The organism is Hymenobacter lucidus (assembly GCF_020447265.1).
In the GTDB taxonomy this organism is placed as follows: domain Bacteria; phylum Bacteroidota; class Bacteroidia; order Cytophagales; family Hymenobacteraceae; genus Hymenobacter; species Hymenobacter lucidus.
The window spans coordinates 853032-872262 of sequence record NZ_JAJADR010000002.1 but is presented as its reverse complement, the minus strand read 5'-3'; the positions used below and the strand labels follow the sequence as shown (position 1 = coordinate 872262).

Genomic DNA, 19231 nt, shown 5'->3' with positions numbered 1-19231 from the left:
CCCCGTAGGTCAGCTGCCCGAGTGCCTGACCCGCACAAATCCAGTACGTCCAACCACTGTTCAAATTATTCACCCATTCTCCCTCCACACCATGTCATATCACGAAGAAGACAACTCAGGTAAAATCCTTTTGGCTGCCCTTGCTGGCGCCGGTGCCGGTATCATTGCCGGTATGCTGATGGCTCCTGATAAAGGCAAAGCCACCCGCGACAACCTGAAGAACGCAGCTACCAAATACAGCGGCACGCTGGGCGAGCAGCTGTCGAAATACGGCGAAGAGCTTGACACCAAGTTCAAAGGCTACGTGGAGAAGCTCGAAGATCTGGGCATCACGGGCGTAGGCAGCAGCCTGAGTCTGAAAGGCGACTGGAACGAGTCGAAAGGCAAGCTGAAGCAGCAGTACGCTCAGCTCACCGACGAAGACCTGGAGTATACCGAAGGCAAAGGCGACGAGTTGGTAGGCCGTCTGCAGGCCAAGCTGGGCAAAGGCAAGCGTGAAATCACGAAACTGCTGAACGATCTGTAGGCCATTACCGGCTTACCTATTTTCTAAAAAGACCCCGTTTCCTTTGTGGAGGCGGGGTCTTTTTTTCTCACAACTTTCGCCTTTCATCCGCGTTATCTTTTCACAGGCGCAGTGCTAGTACTGGGCTCCTGGTTTTACTTGTTCACAGCACATCTGTTTTCCGATGAAAGACAACAACGGTAAAGTAATTCTATCCTTGCTGGTTGGCGCCACGGCCGGCGTAGTAGCCGGCTTGCTGCTAGCCCCCGAAACTGGCGAAGAAACTCGTACCGGACTGAAGAAGTCGGCCTCGAAATGGAGCGACGGGCTGGGCAAGCTGCTCAAAGATTCGCTCAACGGCCTGAATCTGCCCAAAACTGGCGCTGCTACTGCAGATACCGCCCAGGAAGGCCGCAGCGCTGCCGACGATGTGCTCAACTCCATGAGCCAGAACAGCAGCCCCGGCTTCGACGATGCCGACTCGGACTACGATGGCAGCGGCGGTGATGCCCGGCACAGCGGCTCGGGTTACGGCCGCTCGCTATAATTTTTTTCGCGGTAGCGTAACCTTCTGGTAGCGCACCCGTTAGAGAACATACAACGAGCTTGAAAGAAGGTCGGAGAAGCTGGTAAAGCAAAATTGCCGACAGTAGGAGCTTCTGGTAGAAAAGGTTATTTATTCTCCCAGCAAAATCAGACTTGTCCATCGCACAATTCTTTGCCAAGCCCCGATTGGAAGGGTAAGCAAGTTGTATTAAAGGAAAGCCTCCCGCGATTTTACGCGGGAGGCTTTTCGATTTTTAGGCCCCACTGATTTCCGAAATGCTGCTGATAGAGAGCAAATGGCTACGAAGCCTTCAGCCGTTGCATAAACAGCTTAAAGGCCGGGCCCAGCTCCTCGAACAGCGGGTGCTGCCGGTTCCTGAGCAGCACTTCGCTGAACAGCTTCAGCCCAATGGCAAACTCCGTAGCCTGTCCGGGCTCCTGAAACGGGTTGCGCTCCTGCATCCGCTCAATGATGCGGAAGATGTCGTCGTGGTTGTCAAACACCAGTTCCAGCGGCTCGTGCTGCGGACTGTCGGGCTGGATGCCGGCCACCTGTTCGAGGCGTAAACGGTATTTATAAGCGCGCTTGCTCATACTATGGTCAGTGATGGTGGAGCAGAATAAACGATGCCAGACGCATTTTGCTTCAAAGATTTCAGCCCGATATTTTTTCGGCCTATTTGTAACCCTGCCTTCCGAATCCCGTTAAAGAAGACATAACCGACTTATAAGAAGTTGGGATGTCTTGAAAGCAAAATTGCCCGCTGCAGAGCTTCTACCAGAAATTCAAACCCTCCAGTAGCAAAATCAACCAGCAACTTTGGTAAGCTTCTTTTAGGAATCCCGTTAGAACATCAATAGGTTAGTTATCAAAAGAAAAGCCTCCTGCGATTATACGCAGGAGGCTTTTCGAGTTTTAAGCCCTCCCTGTACCCAGGGTGGGGCAGGAGAACCGAAGTTTTCCGGGATGCCCACTATAGTTGTGACAGGCTACCCGACGTTTTCCGGTGCACCCATCACGAGTGTGCCAGGGCACCCAAAGTTTCTCGGATGGTTCGGAACGAGGGGGCCGGGGCATCATAGGTTTCTGGCCTGACCCAGAACAAGTGTGCCGGACCACCCTGACTTTCTCGGGTAGTCCGGCACAAGCGTGGCTGGGCGTCTGAGGTTTCTGGGGCGGCCCGCCACAGTCGTAGCCCGTTACGCCTCAGCTTCCGGCTTCGGCGCATTCTCCGACTTGCTGTATTCCGGCTTCATCTGCGGGAAGAACAACACGTCCTGAATCGAGTTGGAATTGGTCATGATCATGGTTAGCCGGTCGATGCCGATGCCCAGGCCGGCCGTGGGCGGCATACCGTACTCTAGGGCCCGCAGGAAGTCTTCGTCGAGCACCATGGCCTCGGTGTCGCCGCGCTTGCCCAGCTCCAGCTGGTCTTCGAAGCGCTGACGCTGGTCGATGGGGTCGTTCAGCTCAGAGAAGGCGTTGCAGATTTCCTTGCCGTTGCAGATTGCCTCAAACCGCTCCACCAAGCCCGGCTTCGAGCGGTGCTTCTTGGCCAGCGGCGACATTTCCACGGGGTAGTCGGTAATGAACGTAGGCTGAATCAGCTTGGGCTCCACATGCTCGCCGAAGATTTCGTCGATGATTTTGGCTTTGCCCATGCTCGGGTCGAGGCCTACTTTCAGCTCCTTGGCCGCGGCCCGCAGCTCATCTTCGCTCTTACCTTCGATATTGAAGCCGGTGAAGTGCTCAATAGACTCGGCCATCGTGAAGCGCTTCCAAGGGCGCTGGAAGTTGATGAGGTTTTCGCCTACCTGCACTTCGGTTTTGCCGTGCAGGGCCAGCGCTACGCGCTCCACCATTTCCTCCACCAGGTCCATCATCCAGTAGTAGTCCTTGTAGGCTACATAAAGCTCCATCTGGGTGAATTCCGGGTTGTGGAAGCGGCTCATGCCCTCGTTGCGGAAGTCCTTCGAGAATTCGTACACGCCATCGAAACCGCCTACGATGAGGCGCTTGAGGTACAACTCGTTGGCAATGCGCAGGTAGAGCGTCATGTCCAGCGTGTTGTGGAACGTCTTGAAGGGCCGCGCCGCCGCGCCGCCATATAGCGGCTGCAGAATCGGAGTTTCGACTTCCAGGTAGCCTTTGTCGTTCAGATAGTTGCGCATGGCCTGCACCAGCTGGGTACGCTTGATGAAGGCCTCGCGCACGTGCGGGTTCACTACCAAGTCCACGTAGCGCTGCCGGTAGCGGGCCTCGGGGTCGGTGAAGGCATCGTAGGTTACTTTCTCGCCGGTAGCTTCATCAATACGCTCTTTCACTACGGGCAACGGGCGCAGGCTCTTGCTGAGCACTGTCAGGCCCGTTACGTGAATGGAGGTTTCGCCCACCATTGTCACAAACACGCGGCCTTTCACGCCAATGAAGTCGCCCAGGTCGAGCAGCTTCTTAAATACGGTGTTGTAGAGCTCCTTGTCTTCGCCGGGGCAGATTTCGTCCCGATTGATGTAGAGCTGAATGCGGCCCGAAGCGTCCTGCAGCTCGGCAAACGAGGCCTTACCCTTCACTCGCATCGACATCAGCCGGCCCGCCAGGCTTACTTCCTGGAAATTATTGAGCTCGGGGTGGTAGTTATCGAGAATTTCCTGGGCGTAGAAGTTGACGTCGAATAGCTCGGACGGATACGGCTCAATGCCGAGCTTTTGAAGTTCCTCCAGCTTCTGGCGGCGTATCTGTTCCTGTTCGCTGAGGTGCTGCATGAGAATGGTCGTTTATAAGCCTGCAAAGGTAGTCTGAAACCTAGATTTTCACAGCTTGTCCTGCTGCCCGTGAGTTAAATAGCACGTCTCTTGCCGACAAACAAAAAGCGCCATCCCAAAGGAATGGCGCTTAGGTCTATATGAAGTAGGGTATAAATGCTCGGGTCGGCAGTGCTTAGGCGGCGATGCCCATCTGCTGCTCGGGCTCCTGGCCCGTAAGCAACGGCTCGATTCGGGTCCGCAGCCGCTCGGCTACGAAGTTGTTTTGCAGGTGCTTAGGCAATTCACGTACCAACTGCTGGTAACGCTCCAGGCCAACGGCCTTGGCAATGTAGCTCTCGTGAATACCGTTGAGGTAGCTCACGATATTGAGCAGCGACTGGTGGAAGAGCTTGAAGTCGATTTCGGCCTCTACGTAGCGCTCAATCTCGCGGCTCGACTGCGAAATGCGCAGGCGGCCCAGCAGGTCGAAGATAGTGGTGTAGCCTAGGCGCCAGGTAATCTGCTGCCAGTGCGAGGCCGTCCACTTATCCAGCACCTTGCCGGTTTTCTGGCTGCGCAGGGCCGTGTTTGGGTTGGCCTGCACCTGCTGCCGGGTCCACTGGGCCTTCATCTTGCGGGTAGTGCGCAGAAACTGGCCAATCTGGGCCTGAGCCTCTATTTCCTTGCCCGCAATGTGCAGCCCGGGCTTGTAGCCGGCCAGCGGCAGCCGGTGAATGCTGAAGTCGCCATAAGCCCCGGCCGCATAAAACGAAACCGGCCGCGGATACGCATTGCGCACCACCAAGCGCCCTACTTCCCGCCGAATCAACGAGGGGTTGTTGGAGCGTACTCCGGCCGTATAGAGAAACGCCTGCAAACCCGACAGAATGGTGTGATATGCTTGCGGAAATGTCCAGTGCAGGGCATTACGCAAGTAGTCCTCGTCGCCCAGCTCGGCCGTGGCTCGCAGTGCGTATTCGGTACTCCAGCAAGCCTGCAACAGCTTACCAATAGCCTGCACATCAGTCTCGGTCAACTCGGCCTGGTGAGCCCGGAAGAAGGGGAGATGCTGCAGGCCACCGGTGGCATCGTCATTCTCCTGAATGTGGTAGTTGATAGCAAAAAAGTAGTTGAGAAACACCTGCGCCGGAATAGACTTGCGCCATGTTTCCTCCGCTTGCTTTTGCTCGTCGGTCACGAGCGGAAGGATGTTGTTCTCAGTTATCGTCGTCATGATAAGTAAACAACATTAGTGTGCTGCGAGTTGCATATTTACTAAAAATATTCGCAATATCAAATGGGCGCTTAAAGCTCTTTAAACAGCTTTTTAGTGCGTTTTGCACCAATTAATAAAAAATGGTTTTTAACGGCTGTTTGCTAATAATATTGGACAAATGAAAAAGGCCGCAAAAAAGCCCCCGGACCAACGGCGCGGGGGCTTTGCAAATCGGGCTTAAAGCAGCTTAGATCTGGTCTTTGATAACAGCTACGGCTTCCCGCAGGGTTATGTCGTTCTTCAGGTTCTTCGTGAAGCGGCCAGCCCGGTTTACTTCTACCGTGTCGGAGCCCAACTGACGAACATCCACTGCCAGCGGGGCGATACCCAGCGGCTGGGCGGCTTTCTGTACAGCTTCGTACTTCTCCGACTCCAGCTTGGCTTGCTCCTGCTCGGCGCGGAAGGCGGTCAGCTTCAGCGATACCATCGTATCGTCCTTACGCTTACGCATACGCTGTACCATCTCGTTCATCAGCTTGAAGCTGGGGCTGCTGGCTACGCGGGCTTGGCTAGCCGTACGGAGCTTGTCGACAGCCGGGGCAGCATTCCAGGACTTGTAGCGGGCCGGCGAAATCTCGTCCCACTTCAGCGGGTAATCCGACTCTTTCTCGCCCTGGTCGAGGTAGCTGTAGGCATCGGGCAGAATGATATCCGGCACTACACCCTTGAACTGCGTCGAGCCACCGTTGATACGGTAAAACTTCTGAGTCGTGAGCTTGAGCGAGCCAAAAGGCTTCAGGCTGTTGAAATCGCCCAGCATATCGTCGAGGTCGAAGATGCGCTGCACAGTGCCTTTGCCATACGTACTAGCCGAGCCCATAATCACGCCGCGCTTGTAGTCCTGAATAGCAGCGGCCAGAATTTCAGAGGCCGAGGCACTGTATTTGTTTACCAACACTACCAACGGGCCGCTGTACTGCACGCGGGGGTCACGGTCGTTGAGAATGCTTGGTGCCCCCTGAGGCGAGCGGACCTGCACTACGGGGCCATTTTCAATGAAGAGGCCAGCCATTTCCACAGCGTCCTGCAAGGAACCGCCACCGTTGAAGCGCAGGTCAAACACTACGCCATCCACATTCTCCTGGCGTAGCTTCTCCAACTCCTTTTTCACATCCTCGGCCGAGCTACGACCACCGTTGTCGTTGAAGTCGGCATAGAAAGTAGGCAGACGTAAATAGCCGATTTTCTTGCCGTTCTCTTGGATGGTGGCCGACTGAGCGTATGTTTCTTTCAGCACCACCACGTCGCGGATGATGGAAATGATTTTGGTGCTGGCGTCGGGCTTTTTCACCGTCAGGCGTACTTCTGTGCCTTTTTTTCCTTTGATGAGAGCCACAGCCTTATCGAGGCGCAAACCTTCTACCGATACCGGTTCGGCCGCGCCCTGTGCTACCCGAGTGATAATGTCGCCGGCCTTCAGCTCGCCCTGGCGGTAGGAAGCACTGCCCGGAATAACATCCGTCACCTTGATCTGACCGTCTTTTTCCTGCAATGAGGCACCAATGCCCTCGAAGCGGCCAGTCATGGCTACGTCGAAGCTTTCTTTGTCGCGGGGTGCGAAGTATTCAGTGTGCGGGTCGTAGGTGTTAGCAATGGTATTAGCATATACAGCTAGTCGCTCGTTGGCATCCGTCTGGGCCATATCCTTGAACTGCTCGTCGAAATATTTCAGTACGCGCTTGCGGGCTTCGGCTTCCATTTCAGCAGGCGTCCGCACGGGCTCTGAAGTGGTAGCAGCTGAGGGCTGAACCGACGTTGAGGCCAGCGGCTTGTCCTTCTTCTTTTTCTGCTCATCCATCATTTCCGACACCCGGATCAGCGTCTGATACTTCAGGTATTTACGCCACTCCTCACGCTGGGCAGCAGCGTCGGCAGCAAATACCATCTTGTCAGGCTCCGTCTCAAACGACTCCTCTTTGGTGAACTCGAACGGCTTGGCCAGCAGGTCGCGGTAAAGTGCCTGAATGTCCTTGGTGCGCTGTTCCATCAATTTGGTGCTCAAGTCCAGAAACTCGTGGCTACCGCGGCGTACCTGGTCGTCGATGTCGTTCTGGTACTTGCGCAACTGCGCCACATCCGACTGTAGCAAGAACTTCTTGTTGTAGTCGATACGCTTCAGGTACAGATCAAATACGCGCTTGGAAAAGTTGTCGTCTACCTTTTCGGGCTGGTAATGCGCGGCGGTAAGCCCCTGCAGCATAGCCTTGATCAGAACCTCATCTTTTTGAGGAGGGCTGACGTCATTGCGCCGGTACAGCTTATACGATGCCAGCATGAAGATTGCCAGCACCAACGAGGCATACAGGCCTATTTTCAGTCGGGGGGAAGACATGGAAATCAGAATGAGATGGAGGAAAATCAAATGTAAACAAAAGCCGTTCCGAACCACGAGCCCGTCAGACTGGCGGCTTTTAGCCAAAACGCACGAACAGCTATAATAAGTGCCCGCACAGGACTTTCAATGCCAAGGGGCGAAATTCAGCCAGCAGAGTTGCACCACATAATAAATTCCTGCCTAGGGACAAAAGAGTTGCCATTTATGAGCCTAGCCTAGCCAAGCAAAGTGGTCGGTCTTTCATTGATATACGAAACAAGCCAGCGGGAAAGTTGGCTTTCAGATAAAATAAAAAAGGCCTCCCGCAAGAAGCAGGAGGCCTTTTTTAGCTAAAATCTAGGAAACCTAGTAGCGACGTACACGGTCACCGTTGCTGCGACGGAACTCGTCTTCGAAGTATTTGGCATCTTCAGCATTGCGGGGCTTAACACCCATTACAATACCGCCATTTTTGATGTCGCTTTCGTACTCAGCGGCATGCTCTTCGGGAATACCCGAGCCTACGAGTGCGCCTACTAGGCCGCCCGTCAGACCACCGGCACCAGCACCGGCCAAAGCGGCGGCGATAGGACCAGCAATTACCAAGCCCAGGCCTGGCAGAGCAACTGAAGTACCAATAGCAGCAATAGCACCAATGATAGCACCAGCCGTGCCACCGATAGCCGAACCTACGCCGGCACCTTCCATGGCTTTGTCGCCGAGGTCGGAATCAGGAGTATGGTCGCCGAAGTGCGTTTTGCGCGTTTCGTCCGACATGAGCAGGTTCACGTCATCTTTCTGGTAGCCACGCGACGAGAGCGACTGGTAAGCGCGCTCAGCACTGTCACGGTCACGGAAAGTGCTGGTTAGCGTGCTGCCGTCGCGGTAAGGCTCGCCGGTTACGGCGTGAGCCGCGCTGTCGGCCGTGTTCTGTACGCCATCAATAGCGCGGCCTACTACTGCGCCGGGAGTGCCAGCAATAGCAGCACCTTTAGCGGTTGCACTGAAGTCGTCGCCATCTACACCAGCGCCCGTGCCGGCGTTGTAAGAAGTGCCTTCGTTGCTCGAGCTAGAGCTATTACCAAAACCGGTGCCCGTGTTAGTGGTGCCGTAGTTAGCGCCTGAACCAGTACCGGTATTCTGTGGGTTGTTCGAATCGTTGGTGTTCATGGAGGGGGTTGGTTGAGTGGGGAAAGGAATAGTAAGAAGCCGCGAAAAGCAGAGCGTCACTCAGTAGTGATGTGCTTTTCAGCTTCGGGGTTCTTAACGTGTCCTGCCAATGAGGGGTTACAAAAAAACTGTTACCAGTCAAGTATCCGCCCAATGTTTTTTCAACCAAATGCTACTAACGCCCTCTAAACGCGCTTTTTAGCCAAATTGCTCGTAGTTGGCCCCGTCCAGCCAGAAGGCGCGGCACTCGCGCCGCATTGTTTTTAAAAACTCCGGGTCCTGCTTCAGAGTCCGCCATTCGCCTAAGCCCAGCCGTTCGCAAAGCTTATAAAAATTGTCGCCCTGGCCTTTCGAGCCTTCCACCTTTACTAGGCAGCTCAGAATAGGCCGGCCCGCTTGGTACTCAGTTTCCGAGATTTCCGCCAGCAGCTCATTGAGCCGGGCTTTCTCGTGGGAAATTTCCAGGTTGAAGCCGAGTTCGGCCTCCTGAACCAGATTGAGGTAACTGGTAGTGCCGCCCTGATGGCGGGCAAAGCGGATTAAATGGCTACGTACTCGGCCGATCATGTGGGTAGGGGCGAATTGGGAGTTGAAAGTAAGAAAAAAAGGCCCGCAACGCAGGAATATCCTTTCCTGCGTTGCGGGCCGCCGCTAACCAAAACTGTGCCGACTACAAAAAACCTTGTTTTTAAGCTATTTCTGAAGTTTGCGCCGCGCCATTTCTTTCTGAATAAGCAGAAACTCGCGGCTGCTCTGGCCCGCAATAGCCGTGTTTTCATCGGCGCGGCGCAAGAGGTAGGGCATTACCGACTCCACAGGGCCATAGGGTACATATTTGGCCGTGTTGTAGCCGGCATTGGCTAGGTTATAAGTGAGGTTGTCGCTCATGCCGTAGAGCTGGGCAAACCAGATCCGCGGGTCGGAGGGGCGCATACCGGCCTGCTGCATCAGCTCAGTGAGGAGCAGGGAGCTGGCTTCGTTGTGGGTGCCCGCGCAGATGCTGATCCGGTCGGCCTGGGCCACGCAGTAGCGCAGGGCTTCGTCGTAGAGCTGGTCGGTAGCTCCTTTGGTCGGGTTTATCGGGTTCTGGTAGCCGCGCTGGGTAGCTACCCGGCCCTCCTTCTCCATGTAAGCACCCCGCACGAGCTTGCCACCCAGGAAATAGTTGCCCTTCACCGCGGCCGCATACGCCTGCTTGATGGCCTCGAGCCGGTCGTGGCGGTAGAGTTGGTAGGTGTTCCAGACGATGGCCGACTCTCGGTTGTACTTGGCCATCATCTCGTAGGCCAGAGCATCAATTGTGTCCTGAAACCAGCTTTCCTCGGCATCGACGAATACCCGCACGCCATACTGGTGGGCCCGGGCGCAGATGGCTTCAACGCGGGCTTTGGCCCGCTCATAGCTGGCCTGCTCGTTGGCTGATAACGGCTTGCCGCTCTGCACTTTTTCCAGCAGGCCGCTATCAGCCACGCCCGTTACCTTGAAAACAGAAAACGGAATGTGGGTTGAACGGTGAGCCAGATCGATGGTGGCCAAAATTTCGTCGCGGGTGTGGTCGAAGCTCTGGTCGTTGCCTTCGCCTTCCACCGAGTAATCGAGAATAGTGCCGATGTTGTAGCGGCCCAGCTCCTCAATAACCGGCAGGCACTCCCGGATGGATTCGCCGCCGCAGAACTGTTCAAAGATGGTTTTCTTGATCAGAAACTTCACCGGCAGCTTCCACTTCAGAGCCGTTTTCATCATTCCGCCGCCGGCTTTCACCAGCGTGTTGTTGTTCATGGCCGCAAACAGCGCGTACATCTGGCGTAGCTCACCGTCCGATTTGGAGGCGAAGGCCACGGCCGTGTCGGTGAAGGAAATGGGCGGGGATTGGGTTACTGGCATACGGATGGCTAGCTTTGGGCGGGCTAATAGGAGGGGCCGGTTTGGCGGGGCAAAGATAGCCGTTAAACATCGTTTCGACCGGCATAGTTACCAGTACGGCCCGCTATTTCGGTCCTTACTGACACCGCCCAAGGCAGCGTTCTACCTTCTTCTTCGTTCCTTTTTACTCCATCTATGGAAAGCGCAATTACTACCGATACCTTTTTCACGCGGCTGCTGGCGGCTAAGGCCAGTCCGCTGCTGATTGCGGGGCCCTGCAGCGCCGAAACCGAGGAGCAGGTACTGACTACCGCCCGGGCCCTAAAGGCGCTGGGCAACATTGACCTGTTTCGGGCTGGTATCTGGAAGCCGCGCACCCGACCGGGCTCCTTCGAAGGGGTGGGCGTGGGGGGGCTGCACTGGCTGCGCCGTGTGAAAGAAGAAGTGGGCCTGCCCGTAACGGTGGAAGTAGCGACGCCGCGCCATGTGGAAGATGCCCTGGCTTATGGGGTGGATGTACTCTGGATTGGCGCCCGCACTACCGTAAACCCCTTCGCGGTGCAGGAACTGGCCGACGCGCTGGCTGGCTCCAACGTGCCCGTGATGGTGAAAAACCCGGTAAATCCCGACGTGGCACTGTGGGCTGGTGCGCTTGAGCGGCTTGAGCGAGCGGGTATTCAGCAGCTGGCAGCTATTCACCGCGGCTTTAGCACGTTTGCGCCCTCACGCTACCGCAACGCGCCTACCTGGCAGCTGGCTATTGAGCTCAAAACCCGCTTTTCCCACATTCCCCTGATCTGCGACCCCAGCCACATCGGGGGGCGCCGCGACCTGCTGCTGCCCATTGCTCAGAAAGCTTTGGACCTGGACTACGACGGGCTGATGATTGAAACCCACCCCGACCCCGACCACGCCCTCAGCGACGCCGAGCAGCAGGTGACCCCGCAGCGGCTGGGCGAAATTTTGGCGGAGCTGAAGTACCGCTACCGCTCCAGTGACAATGAAGACTACCTGAACAAGGCCGAAGAGCTGCGGCAGAAAATGGACGTGGCCGACCGTGAAATCATTGAGGCACTGGCCCGGCGTATGTCGCTGGTAGAAGAGCTAGCCGAGTACAAGCGCGAAAACAACGTCAAGATTCTACAGCTGGACCGCTGGAACGAAATCTTCACCTCGCGGTTACAGTGGGCGGCCAAGCTCCGCGTCAACGAAAAGTTTGTGGCCGAGCTTTACAAGCTTATTCATCTGGAAAGCATCCGGAAGCAAACCGAGATTCTGCAACGGCCTGATTGATGAGAATGCGGAATTACTGCTTGCCCACGAAGTTGGTATACTGGGCGCTGTGCTTGCCTTTGTAGTACACATTGCCGCCCTTGCCGTTCTCTGTGTCTTGCAGAATAAGCTTGTTGCCGGACACGGAATAGAACTGCTGACTTTTGTAGCCCCGGTAGATGATAAGGTTTTTGCTTTTGCGCCAACCGTTACTCACGGCCTTCAGCCGGAACTTGGCCGCCCCAATCATGGCGCCATCTTGGTAGAAGCGGGCCCGGCCTCGGCGGTCAAATTCGACAACGACGGTGTGGCCGGTGGTAGCCGGGGTGGAAGGTCCTATACCGGCTGGGTTGGCACTCTGCACCCACTCCCAGCGGCCTACGAGCTGGTCTTCCATCGTCGGCATGGAGTCTCGGCTACAGGATGCGCCGGTAGTGGTAATCATAAAGAGGCAGGCCCAGGACAAGTAGGAGGCTTTCATGTGGCAATAAAGTAGTTGTTAACTTTCCAAACGCGTAATACAAGCGTAGCTATTTTTTGTACCAAAGTAAGGTATTCTTGGCTTAAAACATGCTTCAGCTGAATAATATTTTGTTTAATGATGAATGGTTTGAATAATAGCGTTGTAATTGGTGGCCAAGCGCTACCAGAGTTGGCCGAAATGCTAGGGCAAGCTGCTGTAAGTCAGGTTTTTGTAGTAGTCGACACCAATACTGCTCGCCACTGCTACCCGTTGCTGGAGCCTTACCTGCCCAAACATAAGCTGGTCGAAATTCCGGTAGGCGAGCAATACAAAACCCTGGCTACCTGCGAGCTGGTCTGGAACGAGCTGACCGAAAGCTCCGCTGACCGATTTGCCGTGGTGGTAAATCTGGGCGGCGGGGTAGTGACGGACCTGGGCGGCTTCTGCGCGGCCACCTACAAGCGGGGCATCCGGTTTGTGCAGGTGCCCACCACGCTGCTGGCCCAGGTAGATGCTAGCGTGGGTGGCAAAACCGGAGTCGACTTTCTGGGCTTCAAAAACCAGATTGGCGTGTTTCAGGAGCCGGCCGCTGTGTTCATCGACCCACAGTTTCTGGCTACGCTCGATGCCCGCCAGCTGAAATCGGGCTATGCGGAAGTGGTAAAGCACTGGCTCATTGCCGATGCTCAGGCCTTTGCTACTCAGCGTCAGGAAGGCGTGCTGGTGCAGGACTGGGCCCCGATTATCCGCTCGTCGGTGGCTACCAAGCAGCAGATTGTGGAGGCCGACCCGCTGGAATCAGGGCTGCGCAAGATGCTCAACTTCGGCCACACCGTGGGCCATGCGCTGGAAAGCTACCTACTGCTGCAGTCGGGCCGCGAAATACTGCACGGCGAGGCCGTAGCGGCCGGCATGGTGTGCGAAACTTGGCTGTCGGCACAGCGCGGTTTGCTCAGCGCGTCGGAGCAGGAGAGCATCGAAACCTTCCTGTTTTCGGTGTTCGAGAAAGTGCAGTTTGTGACGCTCGAAACCGATGCCATTGCGCAGTTTGCGCTGCAGGACAAAAAGAACAGCGGCTCCACTATCAACTGTACCCTGCTCGATGGTATTGGTCGGGCCGTGTACGACCAGCCCGTGACGGTAGCCGAAATTGCCGAGTCGCTGCGCTACTATCATCGGTTGTAGCGGACTAATTTGCAGCCAGGTATTTTTCTTCAGCTTAACCCTTTTCACTCATCGATACTTCTCTTTCCTTAGCACTACAGTGGCCGGGCACCCGCCTGAGCGGCAGCGCCCAGCTGCCGGCTTCCAAAAGTGAGAGCAACCGCGCCCTCATCATTCGGGCTCTGGCCGGGGGCGGGCAGCTTAGCAACCTTTCCGACGCCAACGATACTGAGCTGATGCAGCGGCTACTGGCCGAGCCGACTACCGTTGCCACGCTCAACGCCGAGGATGCCGGCACCGTGATGCGCTTTCTGACGGCCTACCTGGCCGTAACCGGGCGCCAAGTATTGCTCACCGGCACCGCCCGCATGCGGCAGCGGCCCATTGGCGTGCTAGTCGATGCGCTGCGGGAGCTGGGCGCCACTATCAGCTATACCGAGCAGGATGGCTACCCGCCGCTGCAGCTGCAGGGCCGCGCCCCGCAGCCGAGCGGGCAAAACGAGCCAACCGAGCTGCGAGTGCGCGGCGACATTAGCAGCCAGTACATTTCGGCGCTGATGATGGTGGGACCAGAGCTACCCGGCGGGCTGCGGCTGCGCCTGATTGGCAAAGTCGGTTCCCGGCCCTACATCCGCATGACCCAGTCGCTGATGCAGCATTTTGGGGCGCAGTGCCGCGACCTGGGCGAAGTAGTAGAAGTGCGCCCCCAGCCCTACCAGCCCGCCGACTACACGATTGAGTCGGACTGGTCGGCGGCCAGCTACTGGTATGCTATGGTGGCGCTGGCGCCTGCCGGCTCCTCCATCACGCTGCCCGGCCTGCGCCGCCATTCGTGGCAGGGCGACCAGGCCATTGTGGCTATTATGGCCCAGCTAGGCGTAGCTACCGAATTTGGCGAAGACGGCGTGACGCTCACCCAGCAACTCGCCGGCGGTGCCGTCGAGCAGGATTTCACCGACTGCCCCGACTTGGCTCAGACCGTGGCCGTAGTAGCCGCTGCTACCGGTGTGGAGCTGGTACTCACGGGGCTGGAAAGTCTGCGCATCAAAGAAACCGACCGGATTGCGGCGCTGCAGATAGAGTTGGCCAAGTTTGGCGGAGCTATGCTGGACGAAGGCGAAGGACGGTTCCGGGTGCCGGTGGCATCATTTGCAGTGCAGGGGCAGGTAGTCGAAACCTACCACGACCACCGCATGGCCATGGCCTTTGCCCCGCTGGCGCTGCGCGGTCCGCTCACGGTACTGGCCCCGAATGTGGTGCGCAAATCGTACCCCCAATTCTGGAAAGAGCTGGTTAAGGCGGGCTTTGCCATAACCGAGCAACGCTGAGTTAGGTGGTCAGCGTCTGGAAATAAGCCGCTGAATGCCGGAGCCGGCTGCCGTACCAGCTGAACAGCTCCCCATCAACGATACGCACCGTGGCCGAGGGACAGATTTTCTGGAACTCGGCTACGTGCTTTTCGGCGAAAGGATAGGGCTCGGAGGAAAGCAGAATCACCGCGGGAGCTGCCACGGCCAGCTGGTCGGCCGTAATTTCGGGGTAGCGGGCGGCGGTGCCGAACACGTTCCGAAAACCAGCCCGTGGCAGCATATCATCGATGAAAGTACCGCCGGCAGCTACCATGTAGGGCTTGCGCCAGATGAAATAAGCCGCCGAAACCAACGTGGCGGGCGTGGGCAGGGCGGCAAAGGAAGCAGCTATTTCCGTGGCTAGCGGCTCAGCTTCGCGCTGCCGGCCGGTTAACATACCCACCCTCCGAATCATCTCCAGCGCGTCGTTCAGGGTGCTGATGTCACTCATCCAGACCGGATAGGAGGCCGCCAGCTGCTCGATACCGGCCTGGTAGTTTTCTTCCTTGTTGCCGATAATTAAGTCGGGCTTCAACTCGTCGATTTTGGCAAAGTCGAAGTTTTTGGTGCCCCCGATTACCGTGGCCTGCTGCCGGGCCTGGGCCGGATGAATACAGAACTTAGTGACGCCCACCACGCGGCTGCCGAGGCCCAAATCGTAGAGCAGCTCCGTTTGGGAAGGCACCAGCGACACAATGCGCTGCGGCGGATACGCCACTGTGACGCGCCGCTGTATCTGGTCGGTGAAAGTAAGGGGCGGCTGAATGAAGGGCAGTTCCAAGAGTGGCGGTTGATGAAGGGCGTTACAGGAGCTTGTAGTTCCGGTACTCAAACAGGCGCTTGCCCGTGGCTTTTTCAATCCAGTAAAGCACCTTGCCTTTGAGCGAAAAGTGCTTCTGCGTCACGTCGATGGCTACCTGCCAGTTCAGGCGGGCAATGCGCGGCGTCATCACGCTGGGGTGGGTGCCTTGAAATTTCTCCAGCGAGTCGAAGTCATCGAAGTTGAACACCTCCGTAGTGGCCAGCGGCTGCTCTGCCGCTGGTTTGTCGCCGTGCCAGAATTGGTTGATATGCTTCATCTTTTGCAGCATTTGGGCCGGGTTTTTTACCCAGCCATAATGGTACACAAAGGCATCGGCAGGCTTTACACGCAGCTTTTCCCCGTGGCGACGAAATCCCTGCGCATCCTTGTAGGAGGTAATGGCCGGGTCGTTGCGAATGATACGGACCTCGTGCCCGTACCAGCGGCGCGAGTCGCCCACGTAATCGAAGGTGCCGTAGAAGTGCAGGTATTTGAACAACAGGCCCTCCACTTGTTTATCGGCTAGGTGGCGCTGGGCGGCGGCTCTTATGGCGGCGTGGTACTGCTCGTGCACCACCTCGTCGGCCTGAATGTAGAAAGCCCAGTCGGCATCGGGCGAAATTTGCCGAAATGCCTTGTCAGTTTCCACGGCCAGCACAGTACCGCCCTTGCGTAACGTCGGGTCCCAGACGGAATGCACGATGCGCAACTTGGGCGAGTCGATGCTGCGTATCAACGCCTCGGTGCCGTCGTCACTGTCGCCGATGCTGACCACCATTTCATCTACCACGGGCAGAATCGACCGAATGGCTTCCACAACCGGGTAGTCGTTGAGAACGGCATTTCGGACGATGGTAAAGCCGGCAATTTTCATGGCAGAGGGAAACGGTAAGGAGAGGAGGATACAGAAACGCATGGCCGGCGTTGCCCGAAAGCAAGCCGGCCATGCGTTCTACAGCACGGGCGCAAAGATAGGCTTAGCTGAAATAGCGGAAGTCGTGGCCGTCCTCGATGCGCAGCAGCGTCTCGTAGATCAGCTTAGTCACGTTGTCGACATCATCGGCGTGCACGGTTTCGACGGTGGTGTGCATGTACTTCAGCGGTAGCGAAATGAGGGCCGCCGCCACACCCGAGCCCGAGTAGGCAAAGGCGTCGGTATCGGTGCCGGTGGCCCGGGTAGCTGCGGCGCGCTGAAACGGAATTTCAGCTTCCTGGGCAGTCTTGATAATCAGGTCCCGCAGGTTGTTCTGCACCGCCGGGCCGTAGGTAATAACCGGGCCTTTGCCGCAGTGCAGGTCGCCGGCCGTCTTTTTCTCATACATCGGCGACTGAGTATCGTGCGTCACGTCGGTGATGATGGCCACGTCGGGGTTGATGCGGTGGGCTACCATCTCGGCGCCGCGCAGCCCGATTTCCTCCTGCACCGCATTCACGATGTAGAGGCCGAAGGGCAGCGTTTTGCCGTTTTCCTTGAGCATGCGGGCCACTTCGGCAATCATGAAGCCACCCACGCGGTTGTCGAGGGCCCGACCCACGTAAAACTTGTCGTTCATTACCATGAACTCGTCTTCGAAGGTGACGACCGAGCCCACGTGAATGCCCATGTCTTCGACTTCCTTCTGCGATGCGGCGCCGCAGTCCAGGTAAATCGTCTCGATGGTCGGCGCCTTATCCTGCTCCACCTTACGCACGTGGATGGCGGGCCAGCCGAACACGGCCTTCACCACACCTTTGTCGGTGTGGATATTTACCCGCTTGGAAGGCGCTACCAGCGCATCGGAGCCGCCATTGCGGCGCAGATAGATGTAGCCTTCCTTGGTAATATAGTTGACGAAGTAGCTGATTTCATCGGCGTGGGCTTCGATAACGACCTTGTACTTGGCTTCTGGATTGATAACGCCGACAACGGTGCCATATGTGTCCACGAAGTACTCGTCGATGTAGGGTTTGAGGTAGTCGAGCCAGAGTTTCTGCCCTTCTTTTTCGAAGCCGGTGGGCGAGGCATTATTCAGGTAGCGCTGAAGGAAATCAAAGCTTTCTTTACGCATGGAGAGTCGAGCGAAACCGCGTTTTAAGCGGTATGAAAAGATAGAATAGCAGCTGCCAAAAAGGACGGCGCTACAACCGGCTGCAACCAAGATGGCAGGCCAGTTACGATATTATGATTAAAATCGATTTAATCTATAGCGGAATATTGCCGTGTTTCTTGCGTGGCAGCACATCTACCTTGTTTTCCAGCATCTTAAAGGCCCGAATTAACTTCTGACGCGTCTGAGCCGGCAGGATAACTTCATCCACAAAGCCCCGGTGCGCGGCCCGGTAAGGCGTGGCAAACTTCTGCTGGTATTCGTCCACCTTTTCCTGCAGCTTGGCCTCGGGGTCGGCGGCGGTGGCAATTTCCCGTTTGAAGATGATTTCGGCGGCGCCTTTGGCGCCCATTACCGCAATTTCGGCTGTGGGCCAAGCGTAGTTCAGGTCAGCCCCGATGTGCTTGGAGTTCATCACATCATATGCCCCGCCGTATGCTTTACGGGTAATAACGGTGATGCGCGGCACGGTGGCTTCGCAGAAAGCGTAGAGCAGTTTGGCCCCGTTGGTAATAATGCCGCGCCACTCCTGGTCGGTGCCGGGCAAGAAGCCGGGCACGTCTTCCAGCACCAGCAGCGGAATGTTGAACGAGTCGCAGAACCGCACGAAGCGGGCGGCTTTGGTAGAGGCGTTGATGTCGAGCACCCCGGCTAGTACGGCGGGCTGGTTGCCCACGATGCCAATGCTGCGGCCGCCGAGGCGGGCAAAACCTACTACGATATTCTCGGCAAAGTTCTGGTGTACTTCCAGGAAGGAATCCGCGTCGATGATGCCTTCAATAACCTCGCGGATGTCGTAGGGCTGGTTCGGGTTTTCGGGAATGATGTTGTTCAGCGCCGGCCGAGATTCGTCGCCCTGGGCCTCGTAGGGCAGCATTGGGGCCGTTTCCTCGCAGTTCTGCGGCATGTAGCTCAGCAGGGCCTTGAGGTGGTTGATACAGGCTACCTCGTTGGCGCAGCTGAAGTGCGTCACGCCGCTCTTGGCAGAGTGAGTGCTGGCGCCGCCCAGTTCCTCACTGGTCACGTTTTCGTGGGTCACCGTCTTCACCACGTTCGGACCCGTCACGAACATGTAGCTCGTATTTTCCACCATCAGGATAAAGTCCGTAATGGCTGGCGAGTACACCGCACCGCCTGCGCAGGGCCCCATAATGGCCGACAACTGTGGCACCACACCCGAGGCCAGAGTATTCTTGTAGAAAATGTCGGCGTAGCCGCCCAGGCTCACCACGCCTTCCTGAATCCGGGCTCCGCCCGAGTCATTGAGGCCGATAACGGGCGCGCCGTTCTTCATGGCCAGATCCATAATCTTCACGATTTTCTCGGCGTGGGTTTCGCTCAGTGAGCCGCCAAACACCGTGAAATCCTGGGAGAAAACGTACACCAAGCGGCCGTGCACCGTGCCGTAGCCCGTAATAACCCCGTCGCCGAGGTAGTACTCCTTGTCCAGGCCGAAGTCCTTGGAGCGGTGCATCACGAACTTGCCGATTTCCTCGAACGAGCCTTCATCCATCAGCAAATCCACCCGTTCCCGGGCCGTGAGCTTGCCTTTAGCGTGTTGGGCATCGATGCGGGCCTGGCCACCGCCGAGCAGGGCCTCCTGGTTTTTGCGGTCGAGAATTTCGAGTTTGCTTAATTGGGCTTCAGCGTGCGGATCGGACATTCGAGGGAACTG

General features: G+C 56.8%; 17 protein-coding genes. 5 read left to right on the top strand and 12 right to left on the bottom strand.

Going from position 1 to position 19231, the window contains the following annotated elements:
* Positions 1-91 precede the first annotated feature (91 nt).
* The gene (locus LGH74_RS25095) at positions 92-526 is read left to right on the top strand and encodes a YtxH domain-containing protein (protein WP_348532991.1); all 435 of its coding nucleotides are present in this window, start codon (positions 92-94) and stop codon (positions 524-526) included.
* Between the two features lie 163 nt (positions 527-689).
* Complete coding sequence (locus LGH74_RS10490; protein WP_226175456.1) at positions 690-1052, top strand: YtxH domain-containing protein; 363 nt, start codon at positions 690-692, stop codon at positions 1050-1052.
* Positions 1053-1351: 299 nt separating this feature from the next.
* On the opposite strand, the gene LGH74_RS10485 is transcribed toward LGH74_RS10490, so the two are convergent.
* The 7 genes from LGH74_RS10485 to LGH74_RS10455 all read right to left on the bottom strand — a co-directional run bounded on the left by LGH74_RS10485 (position 1352) and on the right by LGH74_RS10455 (position 10440).
* Positions 1352-1645: a DUF3861 domain-containing protein gene (locus LGH74_RS10485; protein ID WP_226175448.1), complete on the bottom strand. Its 294-nt coding sequence runs from the start codon at positions 1643-1645 to the stop codon at positions 1352-1354.
* 606 nt (positions 1646-2251) lie between these two features.
* Positions 2252-3814 carry a lysine--tRNA ligase gene (gene lysS, locus LGH74_RS10480; RefSeq protein ID WP_226175446.1) on the bottom strand — a complete coding sequence of 521 codons (1563 nt, stop codon included), beginning with the start codon at positions 3812-3814 and terminating at the stop codon, positions 2252-2254.
* 175 nt (positions 3815-3989) lie between these two features.
* On the bottom strand, positions 3990-5030 hold the full coding sequence (locus LGH74_RS10475; protein ID WP_226175444.1) for a hypothetical protein: 1041 nt from the start codon (positions 5028-5030) through the stop codon (positions 3990-3992).
* A gap of 229 nt (positions 5031-5259) precedes the next feature.
* A complete protein-coding gene (locus tag LGH74_RS10470; protein WP_226175442.1) occupies positions 5260-7404 on the bottom strand; it encodes a carboxy terminal-processing peptidase in 2145 nt (714 codons plus the stop codon).
* Between the two features lie 348 nt (positions 7405-7752).
* Complete coding sequence (locus LGH74_RS25090; protein ID WP_348532990.1) at positions 7753-8556, bottom strand: hypothetical protein; 804 nt, start codon at positions 8554-8556, stop codon at positions 7753-7755.
* 198 nt (positions 8557-8754) lie between these two features.
* A complete protein-coding gene (locus LGH74_RS10460) occupies positions 8755-9123 on the bottom strand; it encodes a hypothetical protein (RefSeq protein ID WP_226175440.1) in 369 nt (122 codons plus the stop codon).
* A gap of 126 nt (positions 9124-9249) precedes the next feature.
* Positions 9250-10440: a proline dehydrogenase family protein gene (locus LGH74_RS10455; RefSeq protein ID WP_226175438.1), complete on the bottom strand. Its 1191-nt coding sequence runs from the start codon at positions 10438-10440 to the stop codon at positions 9250-9252.
* Positions 10441-10614: 174 nt separating this feature from the next.
* On the opposite strand from LGH74_RS10455, the gene LGH74_RS10450 reads away from it, so the two are divergent.
* On the top strand, positions 10615-11712 hold the full coding sequence (locus LGH74_RS10450; RefSeq protein ID WP_226175436.1) for a chorismate mutase: 1098 nt from the start codon (positions 10615-10617) through the stop codon (positions 11710-11712).
* Positions 11713-11725: 13 nt separating this feature from the next.
* On the opposite strand, the gene LGH74_RS10445 is transcribed toward LGH74_RS10450, so the two are convergent.
* Positions 11726-12172 (bottom strand): hypothetical protein, encoded by a 447-nt coding sequence (locus tag LGH74_RS10445; protein WP_226175434.1) that lies wholly within the window; start codon positions 12170-12172, stop codon positions 11726-11728.
* A 117-nt stretch (positions 12173-12289) separates the two neighbouring features.
* On the opposite strand from LGH74_RS10445, the gene aroB reads away from it, so the two are divergent.
* Both aroB and LGH74_RS10435 read left to right on the top strand, forming a co-directional pair.
* Entirely contained in the window at positions 12290-13339 is a 1050-nt protein-coding gene (aroB, locus tag LGH74_RS10440; RefSeq protein WP_348532989.1) for a 3-dehydroquinate synthase, read from the top strand.
* A gap of 215 nt (positions 13340-13554) precedes the next feature.
* Positions 13555-14646, top strand: a complete 1092-nt coding sequence (locus tag LGH74_RS10435; protein WP_226175432.1) for a 3-phosphoshikimate 1-carboxyvinyltransferase — start codon at positions 13555-13557, stop codon at positions 14644-14646.
* Between the two features lies 1 nt (position 14647).
* Here LGH74_RS10435 and LGH74_RS10430 read toward each other — a convergent pair whose 3' ends face one another.
* The 4 genes from LGH74_RS10430 to LGH74_RS10415 form a co-directional block, all read right to left on the bottom strand.
* Positions 14648-15448, bottom strand: coding sequence for a helical backbone metal receptor (locus tag LGH74_RS10430; protein ID WP_226175430.1), 801 nt, complete (start codon positions 15446-15448; stop codon positions 14648-14650).
* 22 nt (positions 15449-15470) lie between these two features.
* On the bottom strand, positions 15471-16343 hold the full coding sequence (locus tag LGH74_RS10425; RefSeq protein WP_226175428.1) for a glycosyltransferase family 2 protein: 873 nt from the start codon (positions 16341-16343) through the stop codon (positions 15471-15473).
* 103 nt (positions 16344-16446) lie between these two features.
* Positions 16447-17517 (bottom strand): M42 family metallopeptidase, encoded by a 1071-nt coding sequence (locus tag LGH74_RS10420; protein WP_226175426.1) that lies wholly within the window; start codon positions 17515-17517, stop codon positions 16447-16449.
* Between the two features lie 133 nt (positions 17518-17650).
* Entirely contained in the window at positions 17651-19219 is a 1569-nt protein-coding gene (locus LGH74_RS10415) for an acyl-CoA carboxylase subunit beta (protein ID WP_226175424.1), read from the bottom strand.
* Between the last annotated feature and the right edge of the window lie 12 nt (positions 19220-19231).

What these genes read in the sequence shown, in the direction of transcription:
- LGH74_RS25095 (WP_348532991.1), top strand. Translation starts at nt 92, where the DNA reads ATGTCATATCACGAAGAAGACAACTCAGGTAAAATCCTTTTGGCTGCC.
- LGH74_RS10490 (WP_226175456.1), top strand. Translation starts at nt 690, where the DNA reads ATGAAAGACAACAACGGTAAAGTAATTCTATCCTTGCTGGTTGGCGCC.
- LGH74_RS10485 (WP_226175448.1), bottom strand. Translation starts at nt 1,645, where the DNA reads ATGAGCAAGCGCGCTTATAAATACCGTTTACGCCTCGAACAGGTGGCC.
- lysS (WP_226175446.1), bottom strand. Translation starts at nt 3,814, where the DNA reads ATGCAGCACCTCAGCGAACAGGAACAGATACGCCGCCAGAAGCTGGAG.
- LGH74_RS10475 (WP_226175444.1), bottom strand. Translation starts at nt 5,030, where the DNA reads ATGACGACGATAACTGAGAACAACATCCTTCCGCTCGTGACCGACGAG.
- LGH74_RS10470 (WP_226175442.1), bottom strand. Translation starts at nt 7,404, where the DNA reads ATGTCTTCCCCCCGACTGAAAATAGGCCTGTATGCCTCGTTGGTGCTG.
- LGH74_RS25090 (WP_348532990.1), bottom strand. Translation starts at nt 8,556, where the DNA reads ATGAACACCAACGATTCGAACAACCCACAGAATACCGGTACTGGTTCA.
- LGH74_RS10460 (WP_226175440.1), bottom strand. Translation starts at nt 9,123, where the DNA reads ATGATCGGCCGAGTACGTAGCCATTTAATCCGCTTTGCCCGCCATCAG.
- LGH74_RS10455 (WP_226175438.1), bottom strand. Translation starts at nt 10,440, where the DNA reads ATGCCAGTAACCCAATCCCCGCCCATTTCCTTCACCGACACGGCCGTG.
- LGH74_RS10450 (WP_226175436.1), top strand. Translation starts at nt 10,615, where the DNA reads ATGGAAAGCGCAATTACTACCGATACCTTTTTCACGCGGCTGCTGGCG.
- LGH74_RS10445 (WP_226175434.1), bottom strand. Translation starts at nt 12,172, where the DNA reads ATGAAAGCCTCCTACTTGTCCTGGGCCTGCCTCTTTATGATTACCACT.
- aroB (WP_348532989.1), top strand. Translation starts at nt 12,290, where the DNA reads ATGATGAATGGTTTGAATAATAGCGTTGTAATTGGTGGCCAAGCGCTA.
- LGH74_RS10435 (WP_226175432.1), top strand. Translation starts at nt 13,555, where the DNA reads ATGCAGCGGCTACTGGCCGAGCCGACTACCGTTGCCACGCTCAACGCC.
- LGH74_RS10425 (WP_226175428.1), bottom strand. Translation starts at nt 16,343, where the DNA reads ATGAAAATTGCCGGCTTTACCATCGTCCGAAATGCCGTTCTCAACGAC.
- LGH74_RS10420 (WP_226175426.1), bottom strand. Translation starts at nt 17,517, where the DNA reads ATGCGTAAAGAAAGCTTTGATTTCCTTCAGCGCTACCTGAATAATGCC.
- LGH74_RS10415 (WP_226175424.1), bottom strand. Translation starts at nt 19,219, where the DNA reads ATGTCCGATCCGCACGCTGAAGCCCAATTAAGCAAACTCGAAATTCTC.